Raw genomic sequence first — 25,365 nt, 5'->3', positions numbered from 1 at the left:
GCGGGGTAGGGTGACGCTGATGTCCCGCGCCGTAGAACTCCCCCTCGACCTCCCCGAGCTCACCGTGCAGTCGGCGGGTGGTGCCCGCGTCCGTCGCTCGGTCCTGCCGTCCGGCGTGCGCATCCTCAGCGAGGACGTTCCCGGCAGCAGCAGCGCGACCATCGGGATGTGGGTCGCCGTCGGATCCCGCGACGAGCAGCCGGGCGACCTCGGCTCCACGCACTTCCTCGAGCACCTCCTGTTCAAGGGCACGCCGTCGCGCTCGGCGCTCGACATCGCCGTGGCCTTCGACGCCGTCGGCGGCGAGCACAACGCCGTCACCGCCAAGGAGTACACCTGCTACTACGCCAAGGTCCGGGATCGCGACCTCGGCATGGCCGTCGACGTGCTCGCCGACATGGTCACCTCGAGCCTCATCGACGCCGAGGAGTTCGAGACGGAGCGCGGGGTCATCCTCGAGGAGCTCGCCATGGCGGACGACGACCCGGGTGACGTCACGAGCGAGCGCTTCTTCGAGGCCGTGCTGGGGGATCACCCGCTCGGTCGCCCCATCGGGGGCAGCCCCGCGGACATCGAAGCCGCCGAGCTGGACGCCGTCGTCGCGCACTACCGCCGCAACTACCGTCCGCAGGACCTCGTCATCACGGCCGCCGGCGCGGTGGACCACGACGCCCTCGTCGCCCGCGTCACGGCGGGCCTCGAGCGCGCCGGCTGGGACCTCTCGGTCCGGGCCGCCCCGGTGGCCCGCCGCACCGGCGCCGCCCCCGTCATCACCCGCGGCAGCGAGCTCGTCGTGGTCGACCGTCCCATCGAGCAGACGAACATCCTGCTGGGCGTCCCCGGCCTCGCCGCGTCCGACGACCGCCGGCCCGCCCTCGCGATGCTCAACTCGGTGCTGGGCGGCGGGATGTCGTCGCGCCTGTTCCAGGAGGTGCGCGAGAAGCGCGGCCTCGCCTACTCCGTCTACTCCTTCGGCGCCTCGTACTCGGACGCGGGCGTCTTCGGCCTCTACGCCGGGTGCACGGCGGCGAAGACCGCGCAGGTCGCGCGCCTCATGGTCGACGAGTTCCGGCGCCTCGCCGAGGAGCACGTCACCGAGGAGGAGCTGTCGCGCGCGTTCGGCCAGCTCTCCGGCCAGTCCGCCCTGGCGCTCGAGGACTCGGACACGCGCATGTCGCGGCTCGGCCGGTCGGAGATCACCACGGGCGAGTACGTCGACCTCGACGAGACGCTCTCGCGCCTGTCCCGCGTCACCGCCGAGGACGTCCGCGACCTCGCGGCGGACCTCGTCTCCCGTCCGCTGTCGATCGCCGCTGTGGGCACCGTCGGCGCCGACGCGTTCGCCCCGCTGCTCGCGACCCCCTCGCTCCTCTAGGAGGAACCGTGTCCCACTACATCTACCTCGTCCGCCACGGCGAGCAGCAGGACGCCGAGCACGGCCTGCCCGACGGCCCGCTCTCCGGCCGCGGCAAGCGCCAGGCCCACTGCATCGCCGACCGGTTGAGCGGCGTGCCCTTCACCTCGGTCCGCCACTCGCCGCTCGCGCGCGCGGAGGAGACGGCGGCGATCATGGCCGAGCGCATGCCGGCGATGGAGCCGGAGCCCTCGTCCCTGCTCTTCGACTGCATCCCGTCGGGCCCGGTGCCCGACATGCCGCACGCGTTCGAGTCGTTCTTCGGCGGGATCACCGAGGAGGAGATCGACGCGGGGAGCGCCCAGATGGCCGATGCCGTCAGCGAGTTCCTGGCACCCGCGCGCGAGGACCGGCACGACCTGCTCATCACCCACAACTTCGTGATCGCGTGGTTCGTGCGGCACGTGTTCGACGCGCCCGAGTGGCGGTGGATGGGCATCAACCAGGCCAACTGCGGCCTCACCATCATCCGCGTGCGCTCGGCGAAGCCGCCGGTGCTCGTGGTGCACAACGACCTCGGCCACCTGCCCGTCGAGCTGCGCACCGGCCTCCCGGAGCAGCAGCCCTACTAGCCGCTGCCGCGTCCGGCCGCCCAGCGTCACGGCCATGCGCGCCGGTACGCTGGGCGGATGACAACCACGGTCGCCGTCGTCGGCGCAACGGGACGCATGGGCCAGCTGATCACGCAGATCGTCGAGGCGAGCAGCGAGTTCGAGCTCGTCGCCAGCCTCGACTCCAAGGACGAGCTGTCCGACATGCTCGACGCCGACATCGCGGTCGACGTCACGCTCCCGGCGGTGAGCCAGGGCGTCGTCGAGTACGCCGTGGCGCACGGGATGAACGTGCTCGTGGGCACGAGCGGCTGGACGGGCGAGCGGATCCAGGGTCTCGAGCGGCGCATCACGGGCAACCTCGCCGTGGGCGTCGTCATCATCCCGAACTTCTCCGTCGGCAGCGTCCTCGCCACCTCGTTCGCGCAGATGGCCGCGCGGTTCTACGACTCCATCGAGATCGTCGAGGCGCACGGCGCGACCAAGATCGACTCGCCGTCCGGCACGGCGGTGCGCACCGCGGAGCTCATGTCCCAGGCGCGCGGCACCCGCGGACCGGTGCAGGCGCCGCACACGGACCAGCGCGCCCGGGGCCAGCAGGTCGCGAGCATCCCCGTGCACAGCCTCCGGATGCAGGGCGTCGTCGCCAAGCAGGACGTGGTGTTCGGCGGCAACGGCGAGGTCCTCACGATCAGCCACGACACGCTGGCGCCCAGCGCGTACGAGGCGGGGATCCTGCTCGCCCTCCGCGCCACGCGCGACGCCCGCGGCGTCGTCGTCGGCCTCGACCGCCTCATCGACCTGGACGGCTCCCGCGAGCGCGCGGCGCAGGCCGCCGACGCCGCCGCCGCGACCACCGGACCGGTCGACGACGGCGGGCCGAGCGGTCAGGCCGCCACCGTCACGAGCGCCTGATGGGCACGCGCATCGGCGTCGGCCTCATGGCCGTGCTCATGGTGCTGTACCTCGCACTGACCGGCCAGATCGCCGTCCTGCTCGTCGTCTCGGGCGAGCCGCTGGGCGTCGTCTTCGGCCTCGGTCTCGTGATCCTGCCGCTCGTCGGCGTGTGGGCGCTCGTCCGCGAGCTGTCGTTCGGCGTGCGCAGCGGCCGCCTCGCGCGGATCCTCGACGAGGAGGGCGGGCTGCCCGAGGCCGACCTGCCCACCCGCGCCAGCGGTCGCCCTCTGCGCGACGCGGCCGACGCCGCCTTCCCCGCCTACCAGGCCGAGGTCGAGCAGGATCCGGCGAGCTGGCGCGCGTGGTTCCGGCTCGGGCTCGCCTACGACGCGAGCGGCGACCGTCGACGGGCACGCGGGGCGATCCGCCGGGCGATCGCGCTGCACGGTACACGCGAGCCCGCCGCCTGACGACGGGCCGCGCCCGCTCCTCAGCTCCTCGCGAGCAGCCGGTCGATCGCGAGCTCGACGGTGGGGTCGCGGAACGCGAAGCCGTCCGCGACGAGCTTCTCGGGCCGGGCCGGCTGGCTGGACAGCAGCAGCTCCTGGCCGGCGTCCTGCAGCGCGAGCCGGATGAGGACCTCCGGCGCCGGCACGACGTAGGGCCGGTGCATGCGCTTCGCCAGGTGCCGCATGAGCCGGTCGGCCATGACGGGCTCGGGTCCGGTGAGGTTCACGGGCCCCGCGACCGACGAGGTCAGCAGGTGGACGATGGCGGCGGCCTCGTCGCGGAGCGAGATCCACGGCCACACCTGGCCGCCCGTGCCGAGCTTCCCGGCGAGCCCCAGGGCCGTGAGGAGGCGCAGGGGAGCGAGGGCACCGGCCTGCGCGAGCACGAGCCCGGTGCGCAGGGTCGCCACGCGCACGTCGGCGGGCGCCTGGAACGCCTCGGCCTCCCATGCCTCCACGACCTCCGCGAGGAAGCCCGTCCCGCGTGGCGAGTCCTCGGTCAGGCGCTCGGCGGGACGGTCGCCGTAGAAGCCGACGGCGGATCCGTTCAGCAGCGTGCGCGGCGGGTTCGCGGACGACGCGAACGCCCCGACGATGGTCCGCGTCGCGTGCACGCGCGAGGAGCGGATCTCCTCCCGGTACGGCTTCGTCCACGGCAGGCGGCTGATCGAGGCGCCCGACAGGTTGACGACGGCGTCGACGCCGTCGAGCACCGCGGGATCCAGGCGCCCGTCGGCGGGCTGCCACTCGTGCTCGTCGGGCGACGCGGGCGCGTGCCGCACCAGCGTCTCCACCCGGTGCCCGGCGGCCCGGAGCTGGGCCTGCAGCTCGGTGCCGATGGTGCCGCCGGCGCCCGAGATCAGGACGGTGAGCGGGGCGGGGGATGCGGTGCTGTCGGACATGGTCGAGCCCTTCGTCGGTGCCCTCCACCCTATGGCCCGGTCCCTCGGGGAGCCCGGGCGGGCGGCGGGCGGTCGTCGCGTACAGTGACGGTCGTGCCCCACGAGAACATCTCCTTCCGATCCGACATGACCGTGGAGCTCGTCCGCTCGAGCGCCCACGACTCCGACGTGATCTTCGCCGCCCGCGTCTCCACCGCCGGCGAGAAGACCCTGGAGCGCGCGCTCGACGAGCCCGACGGCCAGGACCGCGCCCTCGAGGGCGACGTCGACACCGAGGCGGAGGAGAAGCGCGTCAAGCGCGACCGCGGCCTCATCAACTACCTCATGCGCGACCGCCACGGATCGCCGTTCGAGCACAACTCGATGACGTTCTACGTGCAGGCGCCCATCTTCGTCTTCCGCGAGTTCATGCGGCACCGCATGGCCTCGTACAACGAGGAGTCGGGCCGGTACAAGGAGCTCGACGCCGTCTTCTACGTGCCCGGGCCCGAGCGCAACCTCGTGCAGGTCGGCAAGCCCGGCGCCTACGAGTTCCACGCGGGCACCCCCGAGCAGACCGCCCTCGTGCAGGAGGAGACCCGCCGCACGTCCGCCGAGGCCTACGCCTCCTACCAGCGGATGCTCGAGCAGGGCGTGGCCCGCGAGGTCGCGCGCATCGTCCTCCCGCTCAACATCTACTCGTCGATGTACGTGACGCTCAACGCGCGTGCGCTCATGAACTTCCTGTCGCTGCGCACCAAGCACGAGGACTCGACGTTCCCGAGCTTCCCGCAGCGCGAGATCGAGATGTGCGCCGAGAGGATGGAGACCGAGTTCGAGCGGCTCATGCCCCTCACGCACGCGGCCTTCCAGAAGAACGGACGCGTCGCGCCGTAGCGCGCCCGGATCGAAGGGCCGACGACCGTTACGATGGGAGCCGTGTCCACAGAGAACCCCTTCGGCCAGGTCCTGGTGGCGCTCGTCACCCCCTTCACGGCCGACGGCGAGGTGGACTGGGCGGGCGTCGAGAAGCACATCGACGACGTCATCGTCGCGGGCGCGGACGGCATCGTCGTCACGGGCACGACGGGCGAGACCAGCACGCTGACGGACCCCGAGAAGGTCAAGCTGGTCGAGGTGGGCCGCTCCGTGAGCGCGGGCCGGGCCAAGATCATCACGGGCGGCGGGTCGAACGAGACCGCGCACGCCATGCAGCTCGCGCGTCAGAGCGAGAAGGCCGGCGCCGACGGCAACATGATCGTCACGCCGTACTACAACAAGCCCACGCAGGCCGGCGTGCTCACGCACTTCCGGATGATCGCGGACGCGACCGACCTGCCGGTCATCCTCTACGACATCCCCGGCCGGACCGGCATCCCGATCCAGTACGAGACGATCCTGCGGGCCGCCAAGCACCCGAACATCCTCGCGGTCAAGGACGCCAAGGGCGACCTCGCGCAGGCCAGCCGGGTGCTCAACCAGACCGGCCTCATGTACTTCGCGGGCGACGACGCGAACGCGCTGCCGACGCTCGCCATCGGCGGCACCGGCCTCATCGGCGTCACCGCCAACATCACGGCGACGCCGTACCGCACCATGGTCGACGCCGTGAACGCGGGCGACCTCGGTGCCGCCACGCACGCGCACCAGCAGCTCGAGCCGCTGGTCCGCGCGGTCATGACGCACGTGCCCGGCACGGTCGCGGCGAAGTACATCCTCCACGGCCTCGGCCGCATCGGGAGCCCCCGCGTCCGCCTGCCCCTCGTGGGTCCGGAGGAGTGGGAGGCCGCGCAGATCGAGGACGAGATCGACCTCGTCCGCGACGTCCCCGGCGTCGACTTCCGCAACTTCCGCCCCGACCGCAACGCCGCCGCCGGCGGTGCCCTGCCGCAGGTCGCCGGCACCACGCGCTGACGCGCGTCCCGCACTTCCCATCGCCGGCCCCATCGGGCCGCACCGTCAACATAGGAGTCCCATGCCCCAGACCATCTACGATCCCCCGGCGCTCAAGCCCGGCACCCTGCGCATCACGCCCATCGGCGGCCTGGGCGAGATCGGGCGCAACATGACCACGTTCGAGATCGACGGCAAGATCCTCGTCGTCGACTGCGGCGTGCTCTTCCCCGAGGAGCACCAGCCGGGCGTCGACCTGATCCTCCCCGACTTCTCGTCCATCGCGGACCGCCTCGACGACGTCGTGGGCATCGTCCTCACGCACGGCCACGAGGACCACATCGGCGCGGTGCCGTACCTCCTCAAGCTGAAGCAGGACATCCCGCTGATCGGCTCCGGCCTCACGCTCGCCCTCATCGAGGCGAAGCTCAAGGAGCACCGGATCAAGCCGTACACGTTCCAGGTGAAGGAGGGCGACCGCGAGCGCCTCGGGCCGTTCGAGCTCGAGTTCGTGGCCGTCAACCACTCCATCCCGGACGCGCTGGCCGTCGCCATCAAGACCGAGGCGGGCAGCGTGCTGCACACCGGCGACTTCAAGATGGACCAGCTGCCGCTCGACGACCGCATCACCGACCTGCGCGCCTTCGCGCGCCTCGGCGAGGCCGGCATCGACCTCTTCCTGTCGGACTCCACCAACGCGGACGTCCCCGGCTTCACGCCCACCGAGCGCTCCATCGGCCCGGTGCTCGAGGCCGTGATCTCGAAGGCGCCGCGCCGCGTCATCGTCGCGAGCTTCTCCAGCCACGTGCACCGCGTGCAGCAGGTGCTCGACGCCGCCGCCGCGAACAAGCGCCGCGTCGCCTTCATCGGCCGCTCGATGATCCGCAACATGACCATCGCGGCCGAGCTCGGCTACCTCAAGGTGCCGGACGGGGTCCTCATCGACTCCAAGAAGGCCGTCAACCTGCCCGACAACCAGATCGTGTACATGAGCACGGGGTCGCAGGGCGAGCCGATGGCCGTGCTCAGCCGCATGGTCAACTCGGAGCACCAGATCGAGATCGGCCAGGACGACACCGTCATCCTCGCGTCGAGCCTCATCCCCGGCAACGAGAACGCGGTCTACCGCATCATCAACGGGCTCACCAAGCTCGGCGCGAACGTGGTGCACAAGGCCAACGCGAAGGTCCACGTCTCGGGCCACGCGGCCGCCGGAGAGCTTCTCTACTGCTACAACATCCTGAAGCCGCGGAACGTCCTCCCGGTGCACGGCGAGTACCGCCACCTGGTCGCGAACCAGCAGCTGGCGATCCAGACCGGCGTGCCGGAGCGCAACACGTTCCTCGCGGAGGACGGCACCGTCCTCGACATGACGGCCGGCAAGGTGCGCGTCACCGGCCAGCTCGACATCGGCTACGTGTACGTCGACGGCTCGACCGTGGGCGAGATCACGGAGGCCGACCTCAAGGACCGCCGCATCCTCTCCGAGGAGGGCTTCGTCACGATCATCGCGGTCGTCGAGGCGCAGACCGGCAAGGTCGTCGTCGGGCCCGAGATCGAGGCCCGCGGCTTCGCCGAGGACCCGAAGGTGTTCGACAGCGTCAAGCCGCTCGTCATCAAGGCCCTCGCGGAGGCCGCGGCCAACGGCACGCGCGACACGCACGCGTACGCGCAGGTCGTCCGCCGCACGGTCGGCCGCTGGGTCAACTCCTCGCACCGTCGTCGTCCGATGATCATCCCGGTGGTCATCGAGGCGTAGTGCCGAGGCCGCGGCGACGCGGCGCAGCGTGTCCCGGAGGGGGCGGGGGAGACCCCGCCCCCTCCGTCGTCTCCTCCTGCCGGCTCCCTCCCTCGTCCCGGTCGCCCTCCTCCCGCGGCCCCCGCTCGGGGGTGGCCATGTCATCCCCGCGGCCGACCCGCCGCGCCGGGTGCCGCCCCTAGCGTCGGAGGCGACCGGACGGACCGCTGGGGGACGCCGGGGAAGGAGCGGCTGTGGGCGTCTGGCGGAGATGGATCCTCCCGATCACGAGGCTCGTCGTGCTGGCCGCCATCGCCGTGGCCCTCGTGCGCATGGCGTTCTTCGGGACGACGGCCGAGGAGGCCTCCGAGGTGCCGACGGGCTCCGTCGTCGAGTCGCAGGTGCCGGCGTCCATCGCGACCGTCGTCAACGACGTGACCGTGAAGGGCAGCATCCAGCCCGACCCCGAGGTGCCCGTGAGGGCGACGCTGCAGGGCACGGTCTCGAAGCTCGTCGCCGGGCAGGGCGCCACGCTCGCGGCCGGCGACCCGATCCTCGTCATCCGCCAGGAGACGCCGGTGGACCCGGTGGTCGCCGCGGACGGCACGGTCACGCAGTCGAAGCCCAAGGTCGTCACCGAGACGGTCACCGCGAAGGCCGCCGGCTCGCTCGTCGACCTCGGCGTGCTGGTCGGCCAGGAGGTCGCCGTCGGCGACGCGGTCGGTCGGATCGCGCCGCCCACCTTCCGCGCGACCGCGCCGCTCACGGCGGAGGAGCAGTACCGGCTCGTCACGCAGCCGACGGCCGCGACGGTCGCCATCACCTCGGGTCCCGCCCCGTTCGAGTGCACGGACCTGCGCATCGGCCAGCCCACGGCGTCCTCCGCCGAGGGCGCGGGTGCGGGTGCGGGCGCCTCCGGGAGCACGGGGGAGGGATCCGCCGCCGGCGCCTCCGCCTCCACGGGCGCCACCGTCTCGTGCGCGGTGCCGGCCGGGACGCGCGTGTTCCCGGGGCTCGCCGCGGAGATTACCGTGCCCGCCGGCCAGGCCGCCGACGTGCTGACCCTGCCGACCACCGCGGTCGAGGGCCTCGCCGACACCGGCAACGTCTGGCTGGCGTCCGACACGGGCGAGCCGGAGGAGCGCGCGGTCGGCCTCGGGATCAGCGACGGCAAGGTCGTGCAGATCACCACGGGCCTCGCTGAGGGCGACATGGTGCTCGAGTTCGTGCCCGGCGCGCGCGCCCCCGAGGACGACGCCACCACGATGCAGGGCGGGTACGGCGGATGAGCCTCATCCGCCTCGAGCAGGTGACCCGCACGGTGCTGCGCCCGGACGACGAGCCGCTGACGATCCTGCACGGCGTCGACCTCGACGTCTCGGTGGGCGACCACGTCTCGATCGTGGGCCGATCCGGATCCGGCAAGTCGACCCTGCTCAACATCCTCGGCCTGCTCGACACCCCCACCACCGGCGAGGTCCTCCTCGACGACGTGCCCATGGCGCGCGTGTCCGGATCCCGGCGCGACCGGGCCCGGGGCGGCGACATCGGCTTCATCTTCCAGCAGTTCAACCTGCTGCAGGGCCGCACGGCCCGCGAGAACGTCATGACGCCGCTGCTGTACTCCACGGGCCGCACGTTCTGGCGGCGGGCGTCGATCGCGGCGGACATGCTCGAGCGCGTCGGGCTCGGCCACCGGATCGACTCCATGCCCGAGACCCTGTCCGGCGGCGAGCAGCAGCGCGTCGCGATCGCGCGGGCCCTGGTGCGGTCGCCGCGGCTGATCCTCGCGGACGAGCCGACGGGCGCCCTCGACATCGAGACCGGCGCGACCGTGATGACGCTCCTCGCCGAGGTCGCGCACGCGTCCGGCGCCGCGCTCGTCACCATCACGCACGATCCGACCGTCGCCGCGCGCGCCGACCGGCACCACCGGCTCGAGGCGGGCGTGCTCGCTCCCGCCGAGGCCCTCGTCCGCGAGGCCGTCGCGTGAGCGGCTGGCTCGTCCGCGCGGGCACGGGTCTCGTGGGGGCGGTCGTCGAGGCGTGGGCCGAGCTGCGGATCCACCGCACGCGCGTGCTCCTCTCCCTCATCGGGGTGGCCGTCGCGGTCACCGCCCTCACCTCCGTCGTCGGCCTCGGCGGCGTCGTGCAGCAGGCGCAGACCGAGCAGATGGAGCGGCAGTCCGGTCGTCCCGCGTCGCTGTCCGTGTCGATGTACTCCGAGACCGGGGCCGGCATGCCGTACGCGGATCAGCGGGCGCTCCTCGCGGAGATCGCCGACCGGTACGGCATCACGTGGTCGACCGTGATCGGCTCCGCCCCGCTGCCCGTGGAGCTGCCCGGCGGCACCGTGGAGGTGTACGGGACCGTGGTGGATCCCGACTACGGCCAGATGCGCCGCGTCGACGTGACCGAGGGCCGCTGGTTCGACGACCGCGACGCCGACCTCCTCGCGCCCTCCCTCGTCGTGAACCGGGCGTTCCTCGACCGGCTCGGCACGCCCGACGTGGCGACCCACCCCACGGTCACGCTGCAGGGGGAGCAGGGCGACCGGACGGGCGTCATCGTCGGCGCGGTGCCGGACCTGTACTCCGGCGAGGAGCCGTCCATGTACGTCCTGTCCTCCACCGCCGAGCGGCTCCTCGGTGCGGACGCGCTCACCGCGATGCAGCCGCAGATGGAGCTGTGGGTGCCCGAGGCGGAGGCCGACGGGCTCTCCGCCGCGATCCAGTCCGACGTCGCCGCCTCCGCGCCCGAGGGCGTCCAGGCGAGCGTCGGCCGGGCCGACTACGGCACCTACGACTACGACCCGCTGCTGTCGCTGAAGATCCTCGTCGGGGGAGTCGCCGGCCTCGTGCTGCTGCTCGGCGCGCTCGGCCTGGTGAACATCTCGCTCGTGACGGTGAAGCAGCGGATCCGCGAGATCGGCGTCCGCCGCAGCTTCGGCGCGAGCGCGGGTCGGGTGTTCTTCGCCGTGATGATGGAGAGCGTCGTCGCGACGGTCGCCGCGGGCGTGGTCGGGGTCATGGCGGCGGTCGCGATCGTGAAGAACCCGTGGATCCTCTCGTTCGTCGCCTCGGGCGTCACCGAGTTCCCGCCCTTCCCGCTCTCGGCGGCGCTGCTCGGGCTCGGCGCGGCGCTCGCCGTCGGCGCGATCGCGGGCCTCCTCCCGGCCCTCGTCGCCGTCCGGGTCTCCGTCATCGACGCGATCCGGTACTGATGCCGCAGCCGGGCGGTGCGCGTCCCGCCCGGCCCGGCGGACGGCCCGCGACGGCGGCGCGGGATAACGTGGGTCGCATGGCTACGAGCACCAGGTCGACCAGCCGCGCCGGGAAGACCTCCTCGGGCGCGCCGCGCGCCACGCCCCCACGCAAGGGGCGCGCCGCCGAGACGAAGCAGCAGACCGTCGCCTACCCCGTGCAGTCGGAGCGGCGCGGCCCGCTCGTCGTCGCGTGGATGGGCCTCGCCCACGCCACCGGCGCCCTGTTCCGCGCCCTCGGGCCGGAGAAGCTCGCGAAGGAGGAGCGCCGCGACGGCATCCCCTTCCTGCTCGTGGTGCTCGCGATCGCGGGCGTGGTCGTCGAGTGGTTCAACCCGCTCAACGACGTCGCCATGGCGTTCGACGCCTACACGTTCGGCGGCCTCTTCGGCCGGGTCGCCTTCGCCCTGCCCATCGTGATGGTGCTCCTCGCGCTCTGGCTCTTCCGCCACCCCTCGTCGGTCAGCGACAACGGCCGCATCGGCGTGGGCGTCAGCCTGTTCCTCGTCTCCATCGCGTCGCTCTGCCACCTCTTCAACGGGGCGCCGGATCCGCGCGACGGCATGCTCGCGCTCGCCCGCGCGGGCGGCGTCCTCGGCTGGGTGCTCGCGGCCCCGCTGTCCCTGCTCATCACGCCGATCGGCGCGGGCATCGTGGCGGGCATCCTGCTCGTGCTCTCCCTCTTCATCATCACCCGCACGCCGCCGAACCGCGTCGGCATGCGGCTGCGCGAGCTGTACTCCTACCTCTTCGGCGCCCCGCCGGTGGACGAGGAGCAGCGCGCGGCCGACCGCGCGGCCCGCAAGGCGCAGGCGACCGAGCAGGTCGAGCTGGAGGGGCTGGACGACGACGGCCCGGTCGACACCGACAGCCTCCCGTGGTGGCGCCGCAACCGCAGCCAGCGCGAGGACGCCCCCGCCTTCGACAGCCCGGTGCTCGCCCCGCACGCCGGATCGGACGACGCCCGCGAGGACGTCCCGGCCCGCTCCGCCGCCGAGGCGCCGACGACCGTCATCGACCGCACGGTGGATCCCGACGCGGCCCGCCCGGAGGCCGGCGCCTTCGCCGGCGACGACGCCGCGACCCGCCGCATCGACCTCGACGCGCCCGTCGATGCCACGGCGACCGCGATCCTGCCGTCCGTCCCGGTGCACCCCACCGGCATCCGCGACGACGACGAGCCCGCGGTCCTCCCCGGCTTCGAGGACGACGGATCCGACGCCGCCATCGTCTCCGGGGAGTCGGACGCCCCGCAGGCGCCCTACCGCCTCCCGGCCGCCAGCACCCTCTCGCCCGGCACGCCCGCCAAGTCCCGCTCGTCCGTCAACGACGAGGTGGTGCGCGCGCTCACGGAGGTGCTCACGAACTTCCAGGTCGACGCGACGGTCACGGGCTTCTCGCGCGGCCCGACGGTCACGCGCTACGAGCTGGAGCTCGCGCCCGGCGTCAAGGTCGAGCGCGTCACGGCGCTCGCGAAGAACATCAGCTACGCGGTCGCCTCCAACGAGGTCCGCATCCTCTCGCCCATCCCGGGCCGCAGCGCCATCGGCGTGGAGATCCCGAACACCGACCGCGAGATCGTCTCCCTCGGCGACGTGCTCCGCTCGTCCGCCGCGACCACCAGCGCGCACCCGATGACCATCGGCGTGGGCAAGGACGTCGAGGGCGGCTACGTCATCGCCAACCTCGCGAAGATGCCCCACCTGCTCGTCGCGGGATCCACGGGCTCCGGCAAGTCGAGCTTCGTGAACTCCATGATCACGTCGCTCCTCATGCGCGCGAAGCCGAGCGACGTCCGGATGGTGCTCATCGACCCGAAGCGCGTGGAGCTCACCATCTACGCGGGGGTGCCGCACCTCATCACGCCCATCATCACCAACCCGAAGAAGGCGGCCGAGGCGCTGCAGTGGGTGGTGAAGGAGATGGACATGAGGTACGACGACCTCGCCAGCTTCGGCTTCCGCCACATCGACGACTTCAACAAGGCCGTCACGAGCGGTTCCATCGTGCTCCCCGAGGGCAGCGAGCGGACGCTCCGCCCGTACCCCTACCTCCTGGTGGTCGTGGACGAGCTCGCGGACCTCATGATGGTCGCCCCGCGCGACGTGGAGGACTCGATCGTCCGCATCACGCAGCTCGCCCGCGCGGCCGGCATCCACCTGGTCCTCGCGACGCAGCGGCCCTCGGTCGACGTCGTCACGGGCCTCATCAAGGCCAACGTGCCGTCGCGCCTCGCGTTCGCGGTGTCGAGCATGACCGACTCCCGCGTGATCCTCGACCAGCCGGGCGCCGACAAGCTCATCGGCCAGGGCGACGGCCTCTTCCTCCCGATGGGCGCCAACAAGGCCGTCCGCGTGCAGGGCGCGTGGGTGCAGGAGGCGGAGATCGCCAAGGTCGTCGAGCACGTGACGCGCCAGGCCCGCCCCGAGTACCGGCAGGACGTCGCGGTCGCCGCCGAGAAGAAGGAGATCGACGCGGACATCGGCGACGACCTCGAGGTGCTGCTCGCGGCCGCGGAGCTCGTCGTCAGCACGCAGTTCGGATCCACCTCGATGCTCCAGCGGAAGCTGCGCGTCGGGTTCGCCAAGGCCGGCCGGCTCATGGACCTGCTCGAGGCGCGGGAGATCGTCGGCCCGTCCGAGGGCTCCAAGGCGCGCGACGTCCTCGTCTCCGCGGAGCAGCTCCCCGGCGTCCTCGCGACGCTGCGGGGCGAGACGCCGGCGCCCGCTGCCGCTGCCCCCGCTGCCGCGGCCGCTCCGGCCGCAGCCGTGCCTGCCGGCGAGCCGGACGACGGGGACCGCTACCCGTCGGATCCGCTGCACAAGGACCTGGACGCGTACGAGCAGGTGGAGGCCGAGGGCGACGACGACGCCTGGGGCCTGACGGGGAGGGACTGAGCCGTGGCCGAGTCGAGCGCATCCGGCGCCGCCACCGGGGCCCCGCGCGTCTGGCGTGCGGGCGATACCCCGGCGAGCCCCTGGAACGTGGCCAACGTCCTCACGATCGTGCGCATCCTGCTCGCGCCCGTCTTCGTCGTCCTGCTCGTGGCCGACGACGGCGCGGACGGCCCGCTCCGGTACGCGGCCGCGGCGCTCTTCATCCTCGCCATCGCGACGGACGGGGTCGACGGGCACATCGCCCGCAGCCGCAACCTCGTCACCGACCTCGGCAAGCTCCTCGACCCCATCGCCGACAAGGTTCTCACCGGCGCCGCGCTCGTGATGCTGTCGGTCCTCGGCGAGCTGCCCTGGTGGGTCACCATCGTGATCCTCGTGCGCGAGCTCGGCATCACCGCCTACCGCTTCGCCGTGCTCCGTGACCGCGTGGTCGCGGCGTCCCGCGGCGGCAAGCTCAAGACCGTGGCGCAGGCGGTCGCGATCAGCGTCGCGCTCCTGCCGCTGTGGGACCTCGTGGGCGACGGCATGCACGTCGTCAACACGGTGCTCATGTCGATCGCGTTCGCGCTCACGGTGCTCTCGGGCCTCGACTACATGCGGCAGGCGCTCAAGGCGGAGCGCGCGTCGTGAGCACCCACGACGACGCGACCGACGAGCAGCTGGCCGAGCGCGTCATCGCCGCGCTCGTCGCGAGCGGCCGCCGCCTGGCGGTCGCGGAGTCGCTGACCGGCGGCCTCCTCACCGCGGCGCTCGTGGGCGTCCCCGGCGCCTCGCGCGCCCTCTCCGGCGGGATCGTGTCGTACGACACGGCCCTCAAGCGCACGCTCCTCGACGTCGACTCCTCGATCCTCGCGGTCCACGGCGCGGTCCACCCCGACGTCGCGCGGCAGATGGCGCGCGGCGTGCGCCAGGCCTGCGCGGTCGACGGACGCCCCGCCGACGTGGGCGTCGCCACCACCGGCGCCGCGGGTCCGGATCCCCAGGACGGCCAGGGCCCGGGCACGGCGTTCGTCGGCCTGTCCATCGACGGCGACTCGCGCGCCGTCGCCCTGCACCTCGACGGGGACCGCCAGGCGGTCCGCGCCGGAGTCGTCCGCGAGGCCCTCTCGACGCTCGTCGACGCGCTCGAGACGGCAGGGAACATCTGATGCGCATCCCGCGTTGTCGTAAGCACGTTCACAAGCAACGCCCAGTGCCCCTGCTTAGCCTGGGTCCTCGGCCAGATGCTCACCCATCAGCCCCGGACCTCCGGTTCGATCAGGCACCAGGCGCAACGAGGAGGGTCCCGTGGTTCTAGTCCGTCAGGAGATCGGCGACGTCCTTCGGGACTTCCGCCTGCAGAAGGGGCGCACGCTCCGGCAGGTCGCCAGCAAGGCCAGCGTCGCCCTCGGCTACCTCAGCGAGGTCGAGCGGGGGCAGAAGGAGGCGTCGAGCGAGATCCTCGCCTCCGTCGCCGAGGCGCTCGACACGCCCATCTCGGTCATCATGCGCGAGGTCGGCGACCGGCTCGCCGTCATCGAGGGCCTCAACCCCATCCCCGACACCATCCCCGACGACCTCGTCGCCGGATTCGACAGCGACCTCGTCGCGCGCTGATCCACCTCCACGACCTCCCGCCCCGCCCGTCCTCGCGACGGGCGGGGCGTCGTCGTCCCGGGCGCCGTCGTCCCGGGCGCCGCTTTCCCGGGCGCCCGGCCGGGCGGCGGCGCCGGACGCAGCGGGTAGCGTGAGGGCATGCGACTGAGCGAGTTCCAGCGGGCCGTCTCCGACGAGTTCGGCGCCGGCTACGGGCCGGTGCTGGTCGCGGACCTCGTGCTCGGCGAGCTCGGCGGCCGCACGTGCGCCCAGGCGCTGAAGGACGGCACGCCCGCCCGCGAGGTGTGGCTCGCGCTCTGCCGCGCGCAGGACGTGCCCCGCTCGCGCTGGAACGGCGCCGGGGTGCCCGAGCCGCGGATCTAGGCGCGCCCGTCCTCGTCCACGGGGTGGATCCGTCCGCGACACGCGGCGCGCCGTTCGAATATCCCTTCGAACGCGCGTAGTCTCCCCACAGGAGCGATTCGAAGCGCGGACTGCACAGGTCCGGCCCCGCAGGCAGCGATGTCGGCGGCGCCGCATAACGTGCACCTCGCGGAGATCACCCGTCGCCTTGTCGGCGCCGGACCCGCGGCCAGCGGGAGCGGAGCGACAGCCTGCAGGCAACCCACCTTCGACACGAGGAGCACCCCATGGCATCATCGGCAGACCGCGAGAAGTCCCTCGAGACCGCGCTCGCACAGATCGACCGGCAGTTCGGCAAGGGCTCGGTCATGCGCCTGGGCAGCGACGAGCGCGCGCCCGTCGCCGTCATCCCCACCGGCTCCGTCGCGTTGGACGTGGCGCTCGGCATCGGCGGCCTCCCGCGCGGCCGCATCGTCGAGATCTACGGCCCGGAGTCCTCGGGAAAGACCACGCTCACGCTGCACGCCATCGCCAACGCCCAGCGGGCCGGCGGCATCGCCGCGTTCATCGACGCGGAGCACGCGCTCGACCCCGAGTACGCGAAGAAGCTCGGCGTCGACATCGACGCGCTGCTCGTCTCGCAGCCCGACACGGGCGAGCAGGCCCTCGAGATCGCCGACATGCTCGTGCGCTCGGGATCCATCGACCTCGTCGTCATCGACTCCGTCGCGGCGCTCGTGCCCCGGGCCGAGATCGAGGGCGAGATGGGCGACTCGCACGTCGGCCTCCAGGCGCGGCTCATGTCGCAGGCGCTCCGCAAGCTCACCGGCGGGCTGAACCAGACGCAGACCACCATGATCTTCATCAACCAGCTGCGCGAGAAGATCGGCGTGTTCTTCGGCAGCCCGGAGACCACCGCGGGCGGCAAGGCGCTCAAGTTCTACGCGTCGGTCCGCCTCGACATCCGCCGCATCGAGACGCTGAAGGACGGCACCGACGCGGTCGGCAACCGCACCCGCGTCAAGGTCGTGAAGAACAAGATGGCTCCGCCCTTCAAGCAGGCCGAGTTCGACATCCTCTACGGCACGGGCATCAGCCGCGAGGGCAGCCTCATCGACTTCGGCGTCGAGCACGAGATCGTCCGCAAGTCGGGCGCCTGGTACACCTACGACGGCGACCAGCTCGGCCAGGGCAAGGAGAACTCGCGCAAGCACCTCCTCAACAACCCGGAGATCGCGGCCGAGATCGAGCAAAAGATCAAGGTCAAGCTCGGCCTCGTGAAGGACCCGAACGCGGAGGCCGTCACGGCCGATGCCGCACCGGCGCCCGTCGCCGCCGCGGCGCCCAAGGCGTCCGCACGCAAGAGCGCCTGACACCCGGCGCTCCACCGGCGGGGCGCGTCCCCGGACGCGCCCCGCCCTCCGCACGACACCGGCCCGACTCCGTGATCCACGCACCGTGGGCTCCGCCGTCGGCCACCTGAGGACGGAAGCACCATGGTCAGATTCCCCTCCGAGGACGAGCAGGGCACGGGTCCCGGCCCGGACGAGGTGGCGCCGGTCGCGTCCCTCGCCGACCGGCGGTCCCGCCGTGCGGCGTCACGCTCGTCGGAGCACCCGGCAGCCCCCGTCGAGGAGCCGCCCGCGCCCCGCGTGGAGCCCACGCACCCGGCCCGCGGGCGGACCGTCACCGAGGTCGACGGCATCGTCACCATCGGCGCCGCCGTCGACGCGTCCGAGGCGGGCCGCGCGCTCGCCGCGCAGGAGCGCATCGCGGAGGCCCGACGCGTCCTCGCCGAGGCGGAGGCGCAGGCGGCGCGTGGATCCGCGGAGGCCCCGTCCGGCGCCTGGTCGGCTCCGACCGTCGCCGAGCCCGAGCTGGAGGCGGACGAGAAGCCCGCCGCATGGCGCGCGGAGCAGGAGCGTGCCGAGCGCGCACGCGCGAAGGCCGAGCAGGACGAGGCCTACCGGCAGGACATGCTCCGCCTGGAGGAGGACCGCGTCGAGGACGAGCGCCGCGAGGCCGAGGCCGAGGAGGAGCGGGCTGCGGAGCGCACGCCGGAGCGCCAGCGCCGACGCGCCGACAACGTGCTCGCCAACCGCCTGCGCGGCCGAGGGCTCTCGCTCGCGGAGGCGCGCGAGGTGCTCGCCGGCGCCGAGATCGATCCGGACATCGCCGAGGAGACGCTGGCCCGGTACGTCTCCCTGCAGTACATCGACGAGGCCGCGCTCGCGGAGCAGATCCTGCACACGCACCTCGACCGCAAGGGCCTCGGTCGTCGGTCCGTCGAGATGGAGATGCGGCGCCGCAAGCTCGATCCGCTGGTCATCGAGGAGGCCATGGCCGAGCAGCCCGACGACGAGCTCGCGCGGGCCACGGAGGTCGCGATGAAGCGCGTCGGCCAGCTGTCGTCCTACGACGACGAGACGGCGGAGCGTCGTCTCACGTCGTTCCTGATGCGGCGCGGCTACGGCGGGGGAGTCGTGCGCGACGCCGCGAAGGCCGCGCTCGCGACCCGCCGGGGATCCTCCCGCGTGCGGTTCCGCTGACCCGTCCAGCGAGGGGCGCGCCGCTCCGTCGCACGTAGGATCGTCTCATCATGAGCACCGTCGCCGAGCACGTCCGTGTCGCCGTCCCGCCCGCCGCCGACCGGCCGCGGACGTACGAGGTCCGCACGTACGGCTGCCAGATGAACGTCCACGACTCCGAGCGCCTCACGGGCTCGCTCGAGGCGGCCGGCTACGTGTCCGCCGAGGGCGCCGAGGCGGACATCGTCGTGATCAACACGTGCGCCGTCCGCGAGAACGCGGACAACAAGCTCTACGGCAACCTCGGGCACCTCGCGGGCGTGAAGCGCCGACACGAGGGCATGCAGATCGCCGTCGGCGGCTGCCTCGCGCAGAAGGACCGGGCCACCGTCCTCGAGAAGGCGCCCTGGGTGGACGTCGTCTTCGGCACCCACAACATGGGCGCGCTGCCGACCCTGCTCGAGCGCGCGCGGCACAACGGCGAGGCGCAGCTCGAGATCCTCGAGAGCCTGGAGACCTTCCCGTCCACGCTCCCCACCAAGCGCGACGAGATCGCCAGCGGCTGGGTGTCCATCTCCGTCGGGTGCAACAACACCTGCACGTTCTGCATCGTGCCCGCGCTCCGCGGCAAGGAGAAGGACCGTCGTCCGGGCGACATCCTCGCGGAGATCCAGGCGCTCGTCGACGACGGCGCGGTCGAGGTCACCCTGCTCGGCCAGAACGTCAACTCCTACGGCGTCGAGTTCGGCGACCGCCAGGCGTTCGGCAAGCTGCTGCGCGCGGCCGGAGCCATCGAGGGGCTCGAGCGGATCCGCTTCACGAGCCCGCACCCCGCCGCCTTCACCGACGACGTGATCGACGCCATGGCCGAGACCCCGGCCGTGATGCCGCAGCTCCACATGCCTCTGCAGTCCGGGTCCGACCGGATCCTCAAGGCCATGCGCCGGTCGTACCGGTCGGAGCGGTTCCTCGGGATCCTCGACCGGGTGCGCACGCGCATCCCGGACGCGGCCATCACGACGGACATCATCGTCGGGTTCCCCGGCGAGACCGAGGAGGACTTCCAGGAGACGCTGCGCGTCGTGGAGGCCGCGCGCTTCTCCTCCGCCTTCACGTTCCAGTACTCGATCCGTCCGGGCACGCCCGCCGCGACCATGGACGAGCAGGTCCCCGCCCATGTCGTGAAGGAGCGCTACGCCCGCCTCACCGCGCTGCAGGAGCGCATCAGCCACGAGGAGAACCAGCGCGTCGTGGGCCGCACGGTCGAGGTGCTCGTGAGCGCGCACGAGGGACGCAAGGACGGCGACACCCGACGCGTCACCGGTCGCGCGCAGGACGGCCGGCTCGTCCACCTCGACGTGCCGGTCGGCAGCGGGGAGCCGCGTCCGGGCGACGCCGTCGAGGTGGAGATCACGCGTGCGGCTCCGTTCCACCTCATCGCGGACTCGGTGGACCAGGCGCCTCTGCAGATCCGCCGCACGCGTGCCGGCGACGCGTGGGAGCGCGCGCAGGCCGACTCCTGCGGCGTCCCCGCACCCGCACCCTCCGCCGGTGCGCACGCGTCCGGCGGTGCGCCCCGGGTGTCGCTCGGCCTCCCGACGCTGCGGGTGCCGACCTCCGAGGACGCCTCCGCGCACCCCCGCCACCGCGCGTGACGTCGATCATCGCGGTCGTGGGCGCGACCGGCACCGGGAAGTCGGCGCTGTCCCTCGACATCGCGGAGCGGCTCCGCGCCGAGGGGACGGCGGCGGAGATCGTCAACGCCGACGCGATGCAGCTGTACCGCGGCATGGACGTCGGCACCGCCAAGCTGCCCGTGGCGGAGCGGCGGGGGATCCCGCACCACATGCTCGACGTGCTCGACGTCACGGCGGAGGCGACCGTCGCCGCCTACCAGGAGGACGCGCGCGCCGTGATCGCCGGCGTCCTCGACCGCGGTGCCGTCCCGATCCTCGTCGGCGGGTCCGGGCTGTACGTCTCGTCCGTCCTCTTCGACTACGACTTCCCGGGCACCGACCCGGAGATCCGGCAGCGGCTCGAACGGGAGCTCGAGGAGACCGGGCCGGGCATGCTGCACCGGCGGCTCCGCGAGCTCGACCCGGCCGCGGCGGAGCGCATCGGCGCGCAGAACGGTCGGCGGCTCGTCCGCGCGCTCGAGGTGGTGGAGATCACGGGGCCCCAGCCGGAGCGGGCGTCCGCCGAGCCGCGTGCCTGGCACCCCGCCCGGATCCTGGCGCTCACCTCGCCGCGCGAGGAGCTCGTGCCGCGCCTGGACGCGCGTGCCAGCGGCATGTGGGCGGACGGCCTCGTGGAGGAGGTGGCGGGTCTGCTGCCGCTCGGCCTCGCCGACGGCGTCACCGCGTCGCGCGCCATCGGCTACGCGCAGGCCGCCCGTCAGCTCGCAGGGGAGCTGACCGAGCAGGAGGCCGTGGAGGAGACCCGCGCGCTCACGAGGCGGTACGCGCGACGGCAGGTGTCCTGGTTCGGCCGCTACGCGGACGCCGTCCGCCTCGACGCACGCGACGACCGCCTGCTCGAGCGCGCCCTCGACGCCCTCCCCGCGACGCGCCCGTAGGCTGACGGGATGGCAGACCTGCAGTTCACCAAGGGCCAGGGCACGGGCAACGACTTCGTGCTGTTCGCGGATCCCGCGGGCGAGATCGACCTGACCGACACCCAGGTGCAGGCGCTGTGCGACCGCCACTTCGGCATCGGCGCCGATGGCACGATCCGCGCGGTGCTCTCCAGCCGCATCCCCGAAGGCCGTGCCGCCCTCGACGAGGACCCCGACGCCGAGTGGTTCATGGACTACCGCAACGTCGACGGCAGCCCCGCGGAGATGTGCGGCAACGGGATCCGCGTCTTCACGCTCTTCCTCATCGAGAACGGGCTCATCGAGCTCCCGCCGGGACGCACCGTCCCCATCGGCACCCGCGCCGGCGTGCGCGACGTGCAGCGCAGCGGATCCGGCTTCCAGGTCGACCTCGGACGCTGGGCCCTCGCGGGCGGCGAGCCCCTCGTGCGCGCCAAGGACCTCCAGGTCGCGCGGCCGGGGCTCGGCATCGACGTCGGCAACCCGCACGTGGTGGTGGCGCTGTCGAGCGAGGACGAGCTCGCCGAGGCCGACCTCGCGTTCGTCCCGCAGCTGGATCCCGAGCCCGTCGACGGCGCCAACGTCGAGCTCGTCGTCCCCGCCGACCCGCTGGTCGTCGACGGCGTGGGCCACATCACGATGCGCGTGCACGAGCGGGGCAGCGGCGAGACCCTCAGCTGCGGCACGGGCGCGGCGGCCGCCGCCCTCGCGACCCGGCACTGGGCGGGCGCCGCGGCACCGCACCAGTGGCGCGTGCAGCTCCCGGGCGGGGTGCTCGGCGTGCGCATGTTCCCGACGGAGGACGGCGAGCACGTCGGCCTCTCGGGCCCGGCGGAGCTGGTCTTCGACGGCGTGGTCGCGCTCGCCTGACCGAGGCGCCCGGCGGGAGCGTGCCGTCGCGGACGTCGGGTCGGGACCCGGGGCCTAGGAGACGGCGCCCTCGGCCGCGCGATGCACGCGCAGCACGCGGAAGCCCTTGTCCGACGCGGCGCGCGTCGTCGCGAGCCCGGTGGGGAGGGCGTCGACGAGCCAGCGCTGCAGCGAGTCGGATCCGAGGTTCCGCTGCACGACGAGCCACGCGTCCGCGTCGGGCTCGAGGCGGGGCATCCAGTCCAGCAGGATGCCGTGCAGCGCCTCCTTGCCGACGCGGATGGGCGGGTTCGACCACACGGTGGCGAAGGAGATGCCCGCGGGAACATCCTCGGGCAGGACGGCGTTGAGGTTCTCGAGATCGAGGGACCGGGCGTTCGCCCGCGTCAGCTCGAGCGCCCGCTCGTTCACGTCGACCGCCCACACGGTGGCCGACGGCGACCGCATCGCCAGATCGAGCGCCACCGGACCCCAGCCGCAGCCCACGTCCAGCAGGTGCCCCTCCCGAGGGGGCTCCGGGACGGTGCGCAGCAGCACCAGGGTCCCCTGGTCGACGTGCTCGGGGCTGAAGACGCCGCCGGCGGTCTCGACGTCGACCGTCCGTCCGCCCAGCTCGGCCGTGATCGTGCGGGTGCGCAGGGGACCGGCCGGCGACGAGGAGAAGTAATGCGCGTCGGCCATGCACGGGACGATACCGGACGCCGACGCTACGATGGGAGCACATGACAACGCACGACGAGCACGACCACGAGCCCGCGGACACGACGACGACGTCCACCGAGAACACCGCCGGGGACGACGTCGTCGCGCGCGTCCTCGCCCGGGCGGAGAACCGGTCCGCCGGCTACGCCCTCTTCCGCGGATCCGGCGCGCAGGCGCTCTCCGCCACCCCCGACACCGAGCAGGGCTCGGACGGGGACCAGACCGAGCGCGCCGACCGGCAGGCGCTCCGCCGGGTCGCCGGGCTCTCCACGGAGCTCGAGGACGTCACCGAGGTCGAGTACCGGCAGCTGCGCCTCGAGAACGTCGTCCTCATCGGCGTGTACTCGCAGGGCTCCGTCGACGACGCCGAGAACAGCATGCGCGAGCTCGCGGCCCTCGCCGAGACCGCGGGAGCCGTGGTGCTCGACGGCCTGCTGCAGCGGCGTCCCACCCCGGATCCCAGCACCTACTTCGGCAGCGGCAAGGCCGAGGAGCTGCGCGCGCTCGTGGCCGCCGTCGGCGCCGACACCGTCATCGCGGACACCGAGCTCGCCCCGAGCCAGCGGCGCGCCCTCGAGGACGTGGTCAAGGTCAAGGTCATCGACCGCACCGCCGTCATCCTCGACATCTTCAGCCAGCACGCCAAGAGCCGCGAGGGCAAGGCGCAGGTCGAGCTGGCGCAGCTCCAGTACCTCCTGCCGCGCCTGCGCGGCTGGGGCGACTCGATGTCGCGCCAGGCCGGTGGTCAGGTCGGCGGCGCCGGTGCCGGCATGGGATCCCGCGGGCCCGGTGAGACCAAGATCGAGCTCGACCGTCGCCGCATCAACACGCGCATGGCGAAGCTCCGCAAGCAGATCGCGGGGATGAAGCCCGCGCGCGACACGAAGCGCGCCAACCGCGACCGCAACGCCGTGCCGTCCGTGGCGATCGTGGGCTACACGAACGCCGGCAAGTCGTCGCTGCTCAACCGCGTGACGAAGGCGGGCGTGCTCGTCGAGAACGCCCTGTTCGCGACCCTCGACGCCACGGTCCGCAAGACCGAGACCGACCAGGGGCAGCTGTACACGCTCGCCGACACCGTCGGGTTCGTGCGGAACCTCCCGCACCAGCTGGTCGAGGCGTTCCGGTCGACGCTCGAGGAGCTCGCGGACTCCGACGTGCTCGTGCACGTCGTGGACGCGTCGCACCCGGATCCCGCGGCGCAGCTCGCGACCGTGCACGAGGTCATCGCCGAGGTGGACGCCTCCGCCATCCCCGAGATCGTCGTGTTCAACAAGAGCGACCTCGCCTCGGACGACGACCGCGTCGTCCTCCGCGGACTCGCTCCGCAGGGCGTGTTCGTGTCGGCCCGCACGGGCGAGGGCGTGGAGGAGCTGCGTCGCCGCATCGCGGACCTGCTCCCGCAGCCCACCATCGAGGTCGACCTGCTCGTGCCCTTCGAGCACGGGGAGATCGTGGCGATGCTGCACGACGGCGCCAAGGTGCTGGAGACCTCGTACGTGGAGGAGGGGACGCGCGTGCGCGCCCTCGTCACGGCCGAGCAGGAGGCGCAGGTCCAGGCCTACGCGGTGGTGCCCGCGGTCTGATCCACGCACCCGCCCCGCACGCACGAGAGCGGCCGATCCCCTCGGGGACCGGCCGCTCTCGTGCGTGGGGGGGCGTCGTGATCAGACGGAGCGCATGACCGCCACGACCTTGCCGACGACCTCGGCGAAGTCGCCGAGGATGGGCTCGAACGCGCTGTTCCGCGGCAGGAGCCAGGTGTGGCCGTCGCGCTGGCGGAAGACCTTGACGGTGGCCTCGTCGTCGAGCATGGCCGCGACGATGTCGCCGTTCTCCGCGGTCTTCTGCTGGCGCACGACGACCCAGTCGCCGTCGCAGATGGCCGCGTCGATCATGGAGTCGCCGACGACCCGGAGCATGAAGAGGTCCCCCTTGCCCACGAGCTGGCGGGGGAGGGGGAAGACCTCCTCGACCATCTGCTCCGCGGTGATGGGGATGCCCGCCGCGATGCGGCCGACCATGGGCACCATGGCGGCGTCGCCCACGGGTGTGGCGGGCTCGCCGGTCTCCGCGGCTCCCGAACCCGGCAGGTCGATGAGGACCTCGAGCGCGCGCGGGCGGTTGGGGTCGCGGCGGAGGTAGCCGGAGAGCTCGAGCTGGTTGAGCTGGTGGGTGACGCTGGAGAGCGAGGCGAGGCCGACCGCATCGCCGATCTCCCGCATGCTCGGCGGGTAGCCCTGGCCGGCGATGGTGCGCTGGATGAACTCCAGGATCGAGATCTGCTTGTCGCTGAGGCTCTTGCGGCGCCTGGTCGCGCCGCCTCCCGCCGCTCGCTCGTCCGTCATGCCACGGCCCGCCTCTCGTCGCCGACGCCCCGGGCGGCGCGACGACCCGGCGGGCCGACGCCCTCGCGGGGGCAATGTCGGTGGTGCCCGGTGGAATGGACACCAGGCACTCGAAACTGTATCCAGCCGGCGCACCTCGTACAAACACCTGTTCGAGCGTGTCGCGGGCCCGGACGCCGGATCGGGGCGATGAGGGCTTGCGGAGGGCTCGTTTCGAATGTATGTTCGGAACACAGCTTCGCACCCGGCTCTCCCGGCCGAGAGCCGGGTGCGAGCTGCCCGACCCGCATCGCATGCCGTACCGCACTGCATCGCCGGGCGCGTCGCATCGACGCCCCACCGTCT

The 25,365-nt window shown here is 72.8% G+C and carries 24 protein-coding genes; 21 read left to right on the top strand and 3 right to left on the bottom strand.

Annotated features, from left to right (window positions below):
- Window positions 1-19: 19 nt before the first annotated feature.
- Genes AES38_RS09925 through AES38_RS09910 form a run of 4 tightly spaced genes read left to right on the top strand, consistent with a single transcriptional unit; the run spans window position 20 to window position 3,332 of the window.
- Window positions 20-1,375: a M16 family metallopeptidase gene (locus AES38_RS09925; RefSeq protein ID WP_053774825.1), complete on the top strand. Its 1,356-nt coding sequence runs from the start codon at window positions 20-22 to the stop codon at window positions 1,373-1,375.
- Between the two features lie 8 nt (window positions 1,376-1,383).
- Window positions 1,384-1,986, top strand: a complete 603-nt coding sequence (locus AES38_RS09920) for a histidine phosphatase family protein (protein WP_053774824.1) — start codon at window positions 1,384-1,386, stop codon at window positions 1,984-1,986.
- Between the two features lie 57 nt (window positions 1,987-2,043).
- On the top strand, window positions 2,044-2,880 hold the full coding sequence (dapB, locus tag AES38_RS09915; protein ID WP_053774823.1) for a 4-hydroxy-tetrahydrodipicolinate reductase: 837 nt from the start codon (window positions 2,044-2,046) through the stop codon (window positions 2,878-2,880).
- On the top strand, window positions 2,880-3,332 hold the full coding sequence (locus AES38_RS09910) for a hypothetical protein (RefSeq protein ID WP_053774822.1): 453 nt from the start codon (window positions 2,880-2,882) through the stop codon (window positions 3,330-3,332). The genes dapB and AES38_RS09910 overlap by 1 nt, the downstream gene beginning before the upstream one ends.
- A gap of 20 nt (window positions 3,333-3,352) precedes the next feature.
- On the opposite strand, the gene AES38_RS09905 is transcribed toward AES38_RS09910, so the two are convergent.
- The gene (locus tag AES38_RS09905) at window positions 3,353-4,273 is read right to left on the bottom strand and encodes a TIGR01777 family oxidoreductase (RefSeq protein ID WP_053774821.1); all 921 of its coding nucleotides are present in this window, start codon (window positions 4,271-4,273) and stop codon (window positions 3,353-3,355) included.
- An 84-nt stretch (window positions 4,274-4,357) separates the two neighbouring features.
- Between AES38_RS09905 and thyX the strand changes: the two genes are divergently transcribed.
- The 16 genes from thyX to dapF all read left to right on the top strand — a co-directional run bounded on the left by thyX (window position 4,358) and on the right by dapF (window position 21,970).
- Entirely contained in the window at window positions 4,358-5,149 is a 792-nt protein-coding gene (gene thyX, locus AES38_RS09900) for an FAD-dependent thymidylate synthase (RefSeq protein WP_053774820.1), read from the top strand.
- Window positions 5,150-5,182: 33 nt separating this feature from the next.
- On the top strand, window positions 5,183-6,166 hold the full coding sequence (gene dapA, locus AES38_RS09895; protein WP_043671335.1) for a 4-hydroxy-tetrahydrodipicolinate synthase: 984 nt from the start codon (window positions 5,183-5,185) through the stop codon (window positions 6,164-6,166).
- A gap of 61 nt (window positions 6,167-6,227) precedes the next feature.
- The gene (locus AES38_RS09890; RefSeq protein WP_053774819.1) at window positions 6,228-7,904 is read left to right on the top strand and encodes a ribonuclease J; all 1,677 of its coding nucleotides are present in this window, start codon (window positions 6,228-6,230) and stop codon (window positions 7,902-7,904) included.
- A 278-nt stretch (window positions 7,905-8,182) separates the two neighbouring features.
- Window positions 8,183-9,172, top strand: coding sequence for a permuted SH3 domain-containing protein (locus AES38_RS09885; RefSeq protein ID WP_256998803.1), 990 nt, complete (start codon window positions 8,183-8,185; stop codon window positions 9,170-9,172).
- Complete coding sequence (locus AES38_RS09880) at window positions 9,169-9,876, top strand: ABC transporter ATP-binding protein (RefSeq protein ID WP_053774817.1); 708 nt, start codon at window positions 9,169-9,171, stop codon at window positions 9,874-9,876. The genes AES38_RS09885 and AES38_RS09880 overlap by 4 nt, the downstream gene beginning before the upstream one ends.
- Window positions 9,873-11,105: an ABC transporter permease gene (locus AES38_RS09875; RefSeq protein WP_053774816.1), complete on the top strand. Its 1,233-nt coding sequence runs from the start codon at window positions 9,873-9,875 to the stop codon at window positions 11,103-11,105. Before AES38_RS09880 ends, AES38_RS09875 begins: the two co-directional genes overlap by 4 nt.
- A gap of 77 nt (window positions 11,106-11,182) precedes the next feature.
- Window positions 11,183-14,041, top strand: coding sequence for an FtsK/SpoIIIE family DNA translocase (locus tag AES38_RS09870; protein WP_053774815.1), 2,859 nt, complete (start codon window positions 11,183-11,185; stop codon window positions 14,039-14,041).
- Window positions 14,042-14,044: 3 nt separating this feature from the next.
- A complete protein-coding gene (gene pgsA, locus AES38_RS09865) occupies window positions 14,045-14,671 on the top strand; it encodes a CDP-diacylglycerol--glycerol-3-phosphate 3-phosphatidyltransferase (protein WP_081001881.1) in 627 nt (208 codons plus the stop codon).
- Window positions 14,668-15,189 carry a CinA family protein gene (locus AES38_RS09860; RefSeq protein ID WP_053774814.1) on the top strand — a complete coding sequence of 174 codons (522 nt, stop codon included), beginning with the start codon at window positions 14,668-14,670 and terminating at the stop codon, window positions 15,187-15,189. Before pgsA ends, AES38_RS09860 begins: the two co-directional genes overlap by 4 nt.
- 139 nt (window positions 15,190-15,328) lie before the next feature.
- Entirely contained in the window at window positions 15,329-15,637 is a 309-nt protein-coding gene (locus AES38_RS09855) for a helix-turn-helix domain-containing protein (protein ID WP_043671362.1), read from the top strand.
- Between the two features lie 138 nt (window positions 15,638-15,775).
- A complete protein-coding gene (locus AES38_RS09850; protein ID WP_043671365.1) occupies window positions 15,776-16,000 on the top strand; it encodes a DUF3046 domain-containing protein in 225 nt (74 codons plus the stop codon).
- 266 nt (window positions 16,001-16,266) lie between these two features.
- Window positions 16,267-17,352: a recombinase RecA gene (gene recA, locus AES38_RS09845; protein WP_043671367.1), complete on the top strand. Its 1,086-nt coding sequence runs from the start codon at window positions 16,267-16,269 to the stop codon at window positions 17,350-17,352.
- Window positions 17,353-17,475: 123 nt separating this feature from the next.
- Entirely contained in the window at window positions 17,476-18,528 is a 1,053-nt protein-coding gene (locus tag AES38_RS16325; RefSeq protein ID WP_244629152.1) for a regulatory protein RecX, read from the top strand.
- A gap of 50 nt (window positions 18,529-18,578) precedes the next feature.
- The gene (miaB, locus tag AES38_RS09835; protein ID WP_053774813.1) at window positions 18,579-20,162 is read left to right on the top strand and encodes a tRNA (N6-isopentenyl adenosine(37)-C2)-methylthiotransferase MiaB; all 1,584 of its coding nucleotides are present in this window, start codon (window positions 18,579-18,581) and stop codon (window positions 20,160-20,162) included.
- On the top strand, window positions 20,159-21,082 hold the full coding sequence (gene miaA, locus AES38_RS09830) for a tRNA (adenosine(37)-N6)-dimethylallyltransferase MiaA (RefSeq protein ID WP_053774812.1): 924 nt from the start codon (window positions 20,159-20,161) through the stop codon (window positions 21,080-21,082). The genes miaB and miaA overlap by 4 nt, the downstream gene beginning before the upstream one ends.
- Before the next feature lie 9 nt (window positions 21,083-21,091).
- Entirely contained in the window at window positions 21,092-21,970 is an 879-nt protein-coding gene (dapF, locus tag AES38_RS09825; RefSeq protein WP_053774811.1) for a diaminopimelate epimerase, read from the top strand.
- A gap of 54 nt (window positions 21,971-22,024) precedes the next feature.
- Here dapF and AES38_RS09820 read toward each other — a convergent pair whose 3' ends face one another.
- Window positions 22,025-22,651, bottom strand: coding sequence for a class I SAM-dependent methyltransferase (locus AES38_RS09820; RefSeq protein ID WP_053774810.1), 627 nt, complete (start codon window positions 22,649-22,651; stop codon window positions 22,025-22,027).
- Window positions 22,652-22,692: 41 nt separating this feature from the next.
- Here AES38_RS09820 and hflX point away from each other — a divergent pair, with 41 nt between their 5' ends.
- The gene (gene hflX / locus AES38_RS09815) at window positions 22,693-24,258 is read left to right on the top strand and encodes a GTPase HflX (protein ID WP_053774809.1); all 1,566 of its coding nucleotides are present in this window, start codon (window positions 22,693-22,695) and stop codon (window positions 24,256-24,258) included.
- A gap of 81 nt (window positions 24,259-24,339) precedes the next feature.
- Here the strand turns inward: hflX and lexA are convergent, their stop codons facing one another.
- Window positions 24,340-25,020: a transcriptional repressor LexA gene (gene lexA, locus AES38_RS09810; protein ID WP_043671385.1), complete on the bottom strand. Its 681-nt coding sequence runs from the start codon at window positions 25,018-25,020 to the stop codon at window positions 24,340-24,342.
- Window positions 25,021-25,365 lie beyond the last annotated feature (345 nt).

The sequence above is a fragment of the Clavibacter capsici genome (genome assembly GCF_001280205.1).
Lineage (GTDB): Bacteria > Actinomycetota > Actinomycetes > Actinomycetales > Microbacteriaceae > Clavibacter > Clavibacter capsici.
The sequence above is the reverse complement of the archived record's forward strand: the minus strand, read 5'-3'. Positions and strand labels throughout refer to the sequence as shown.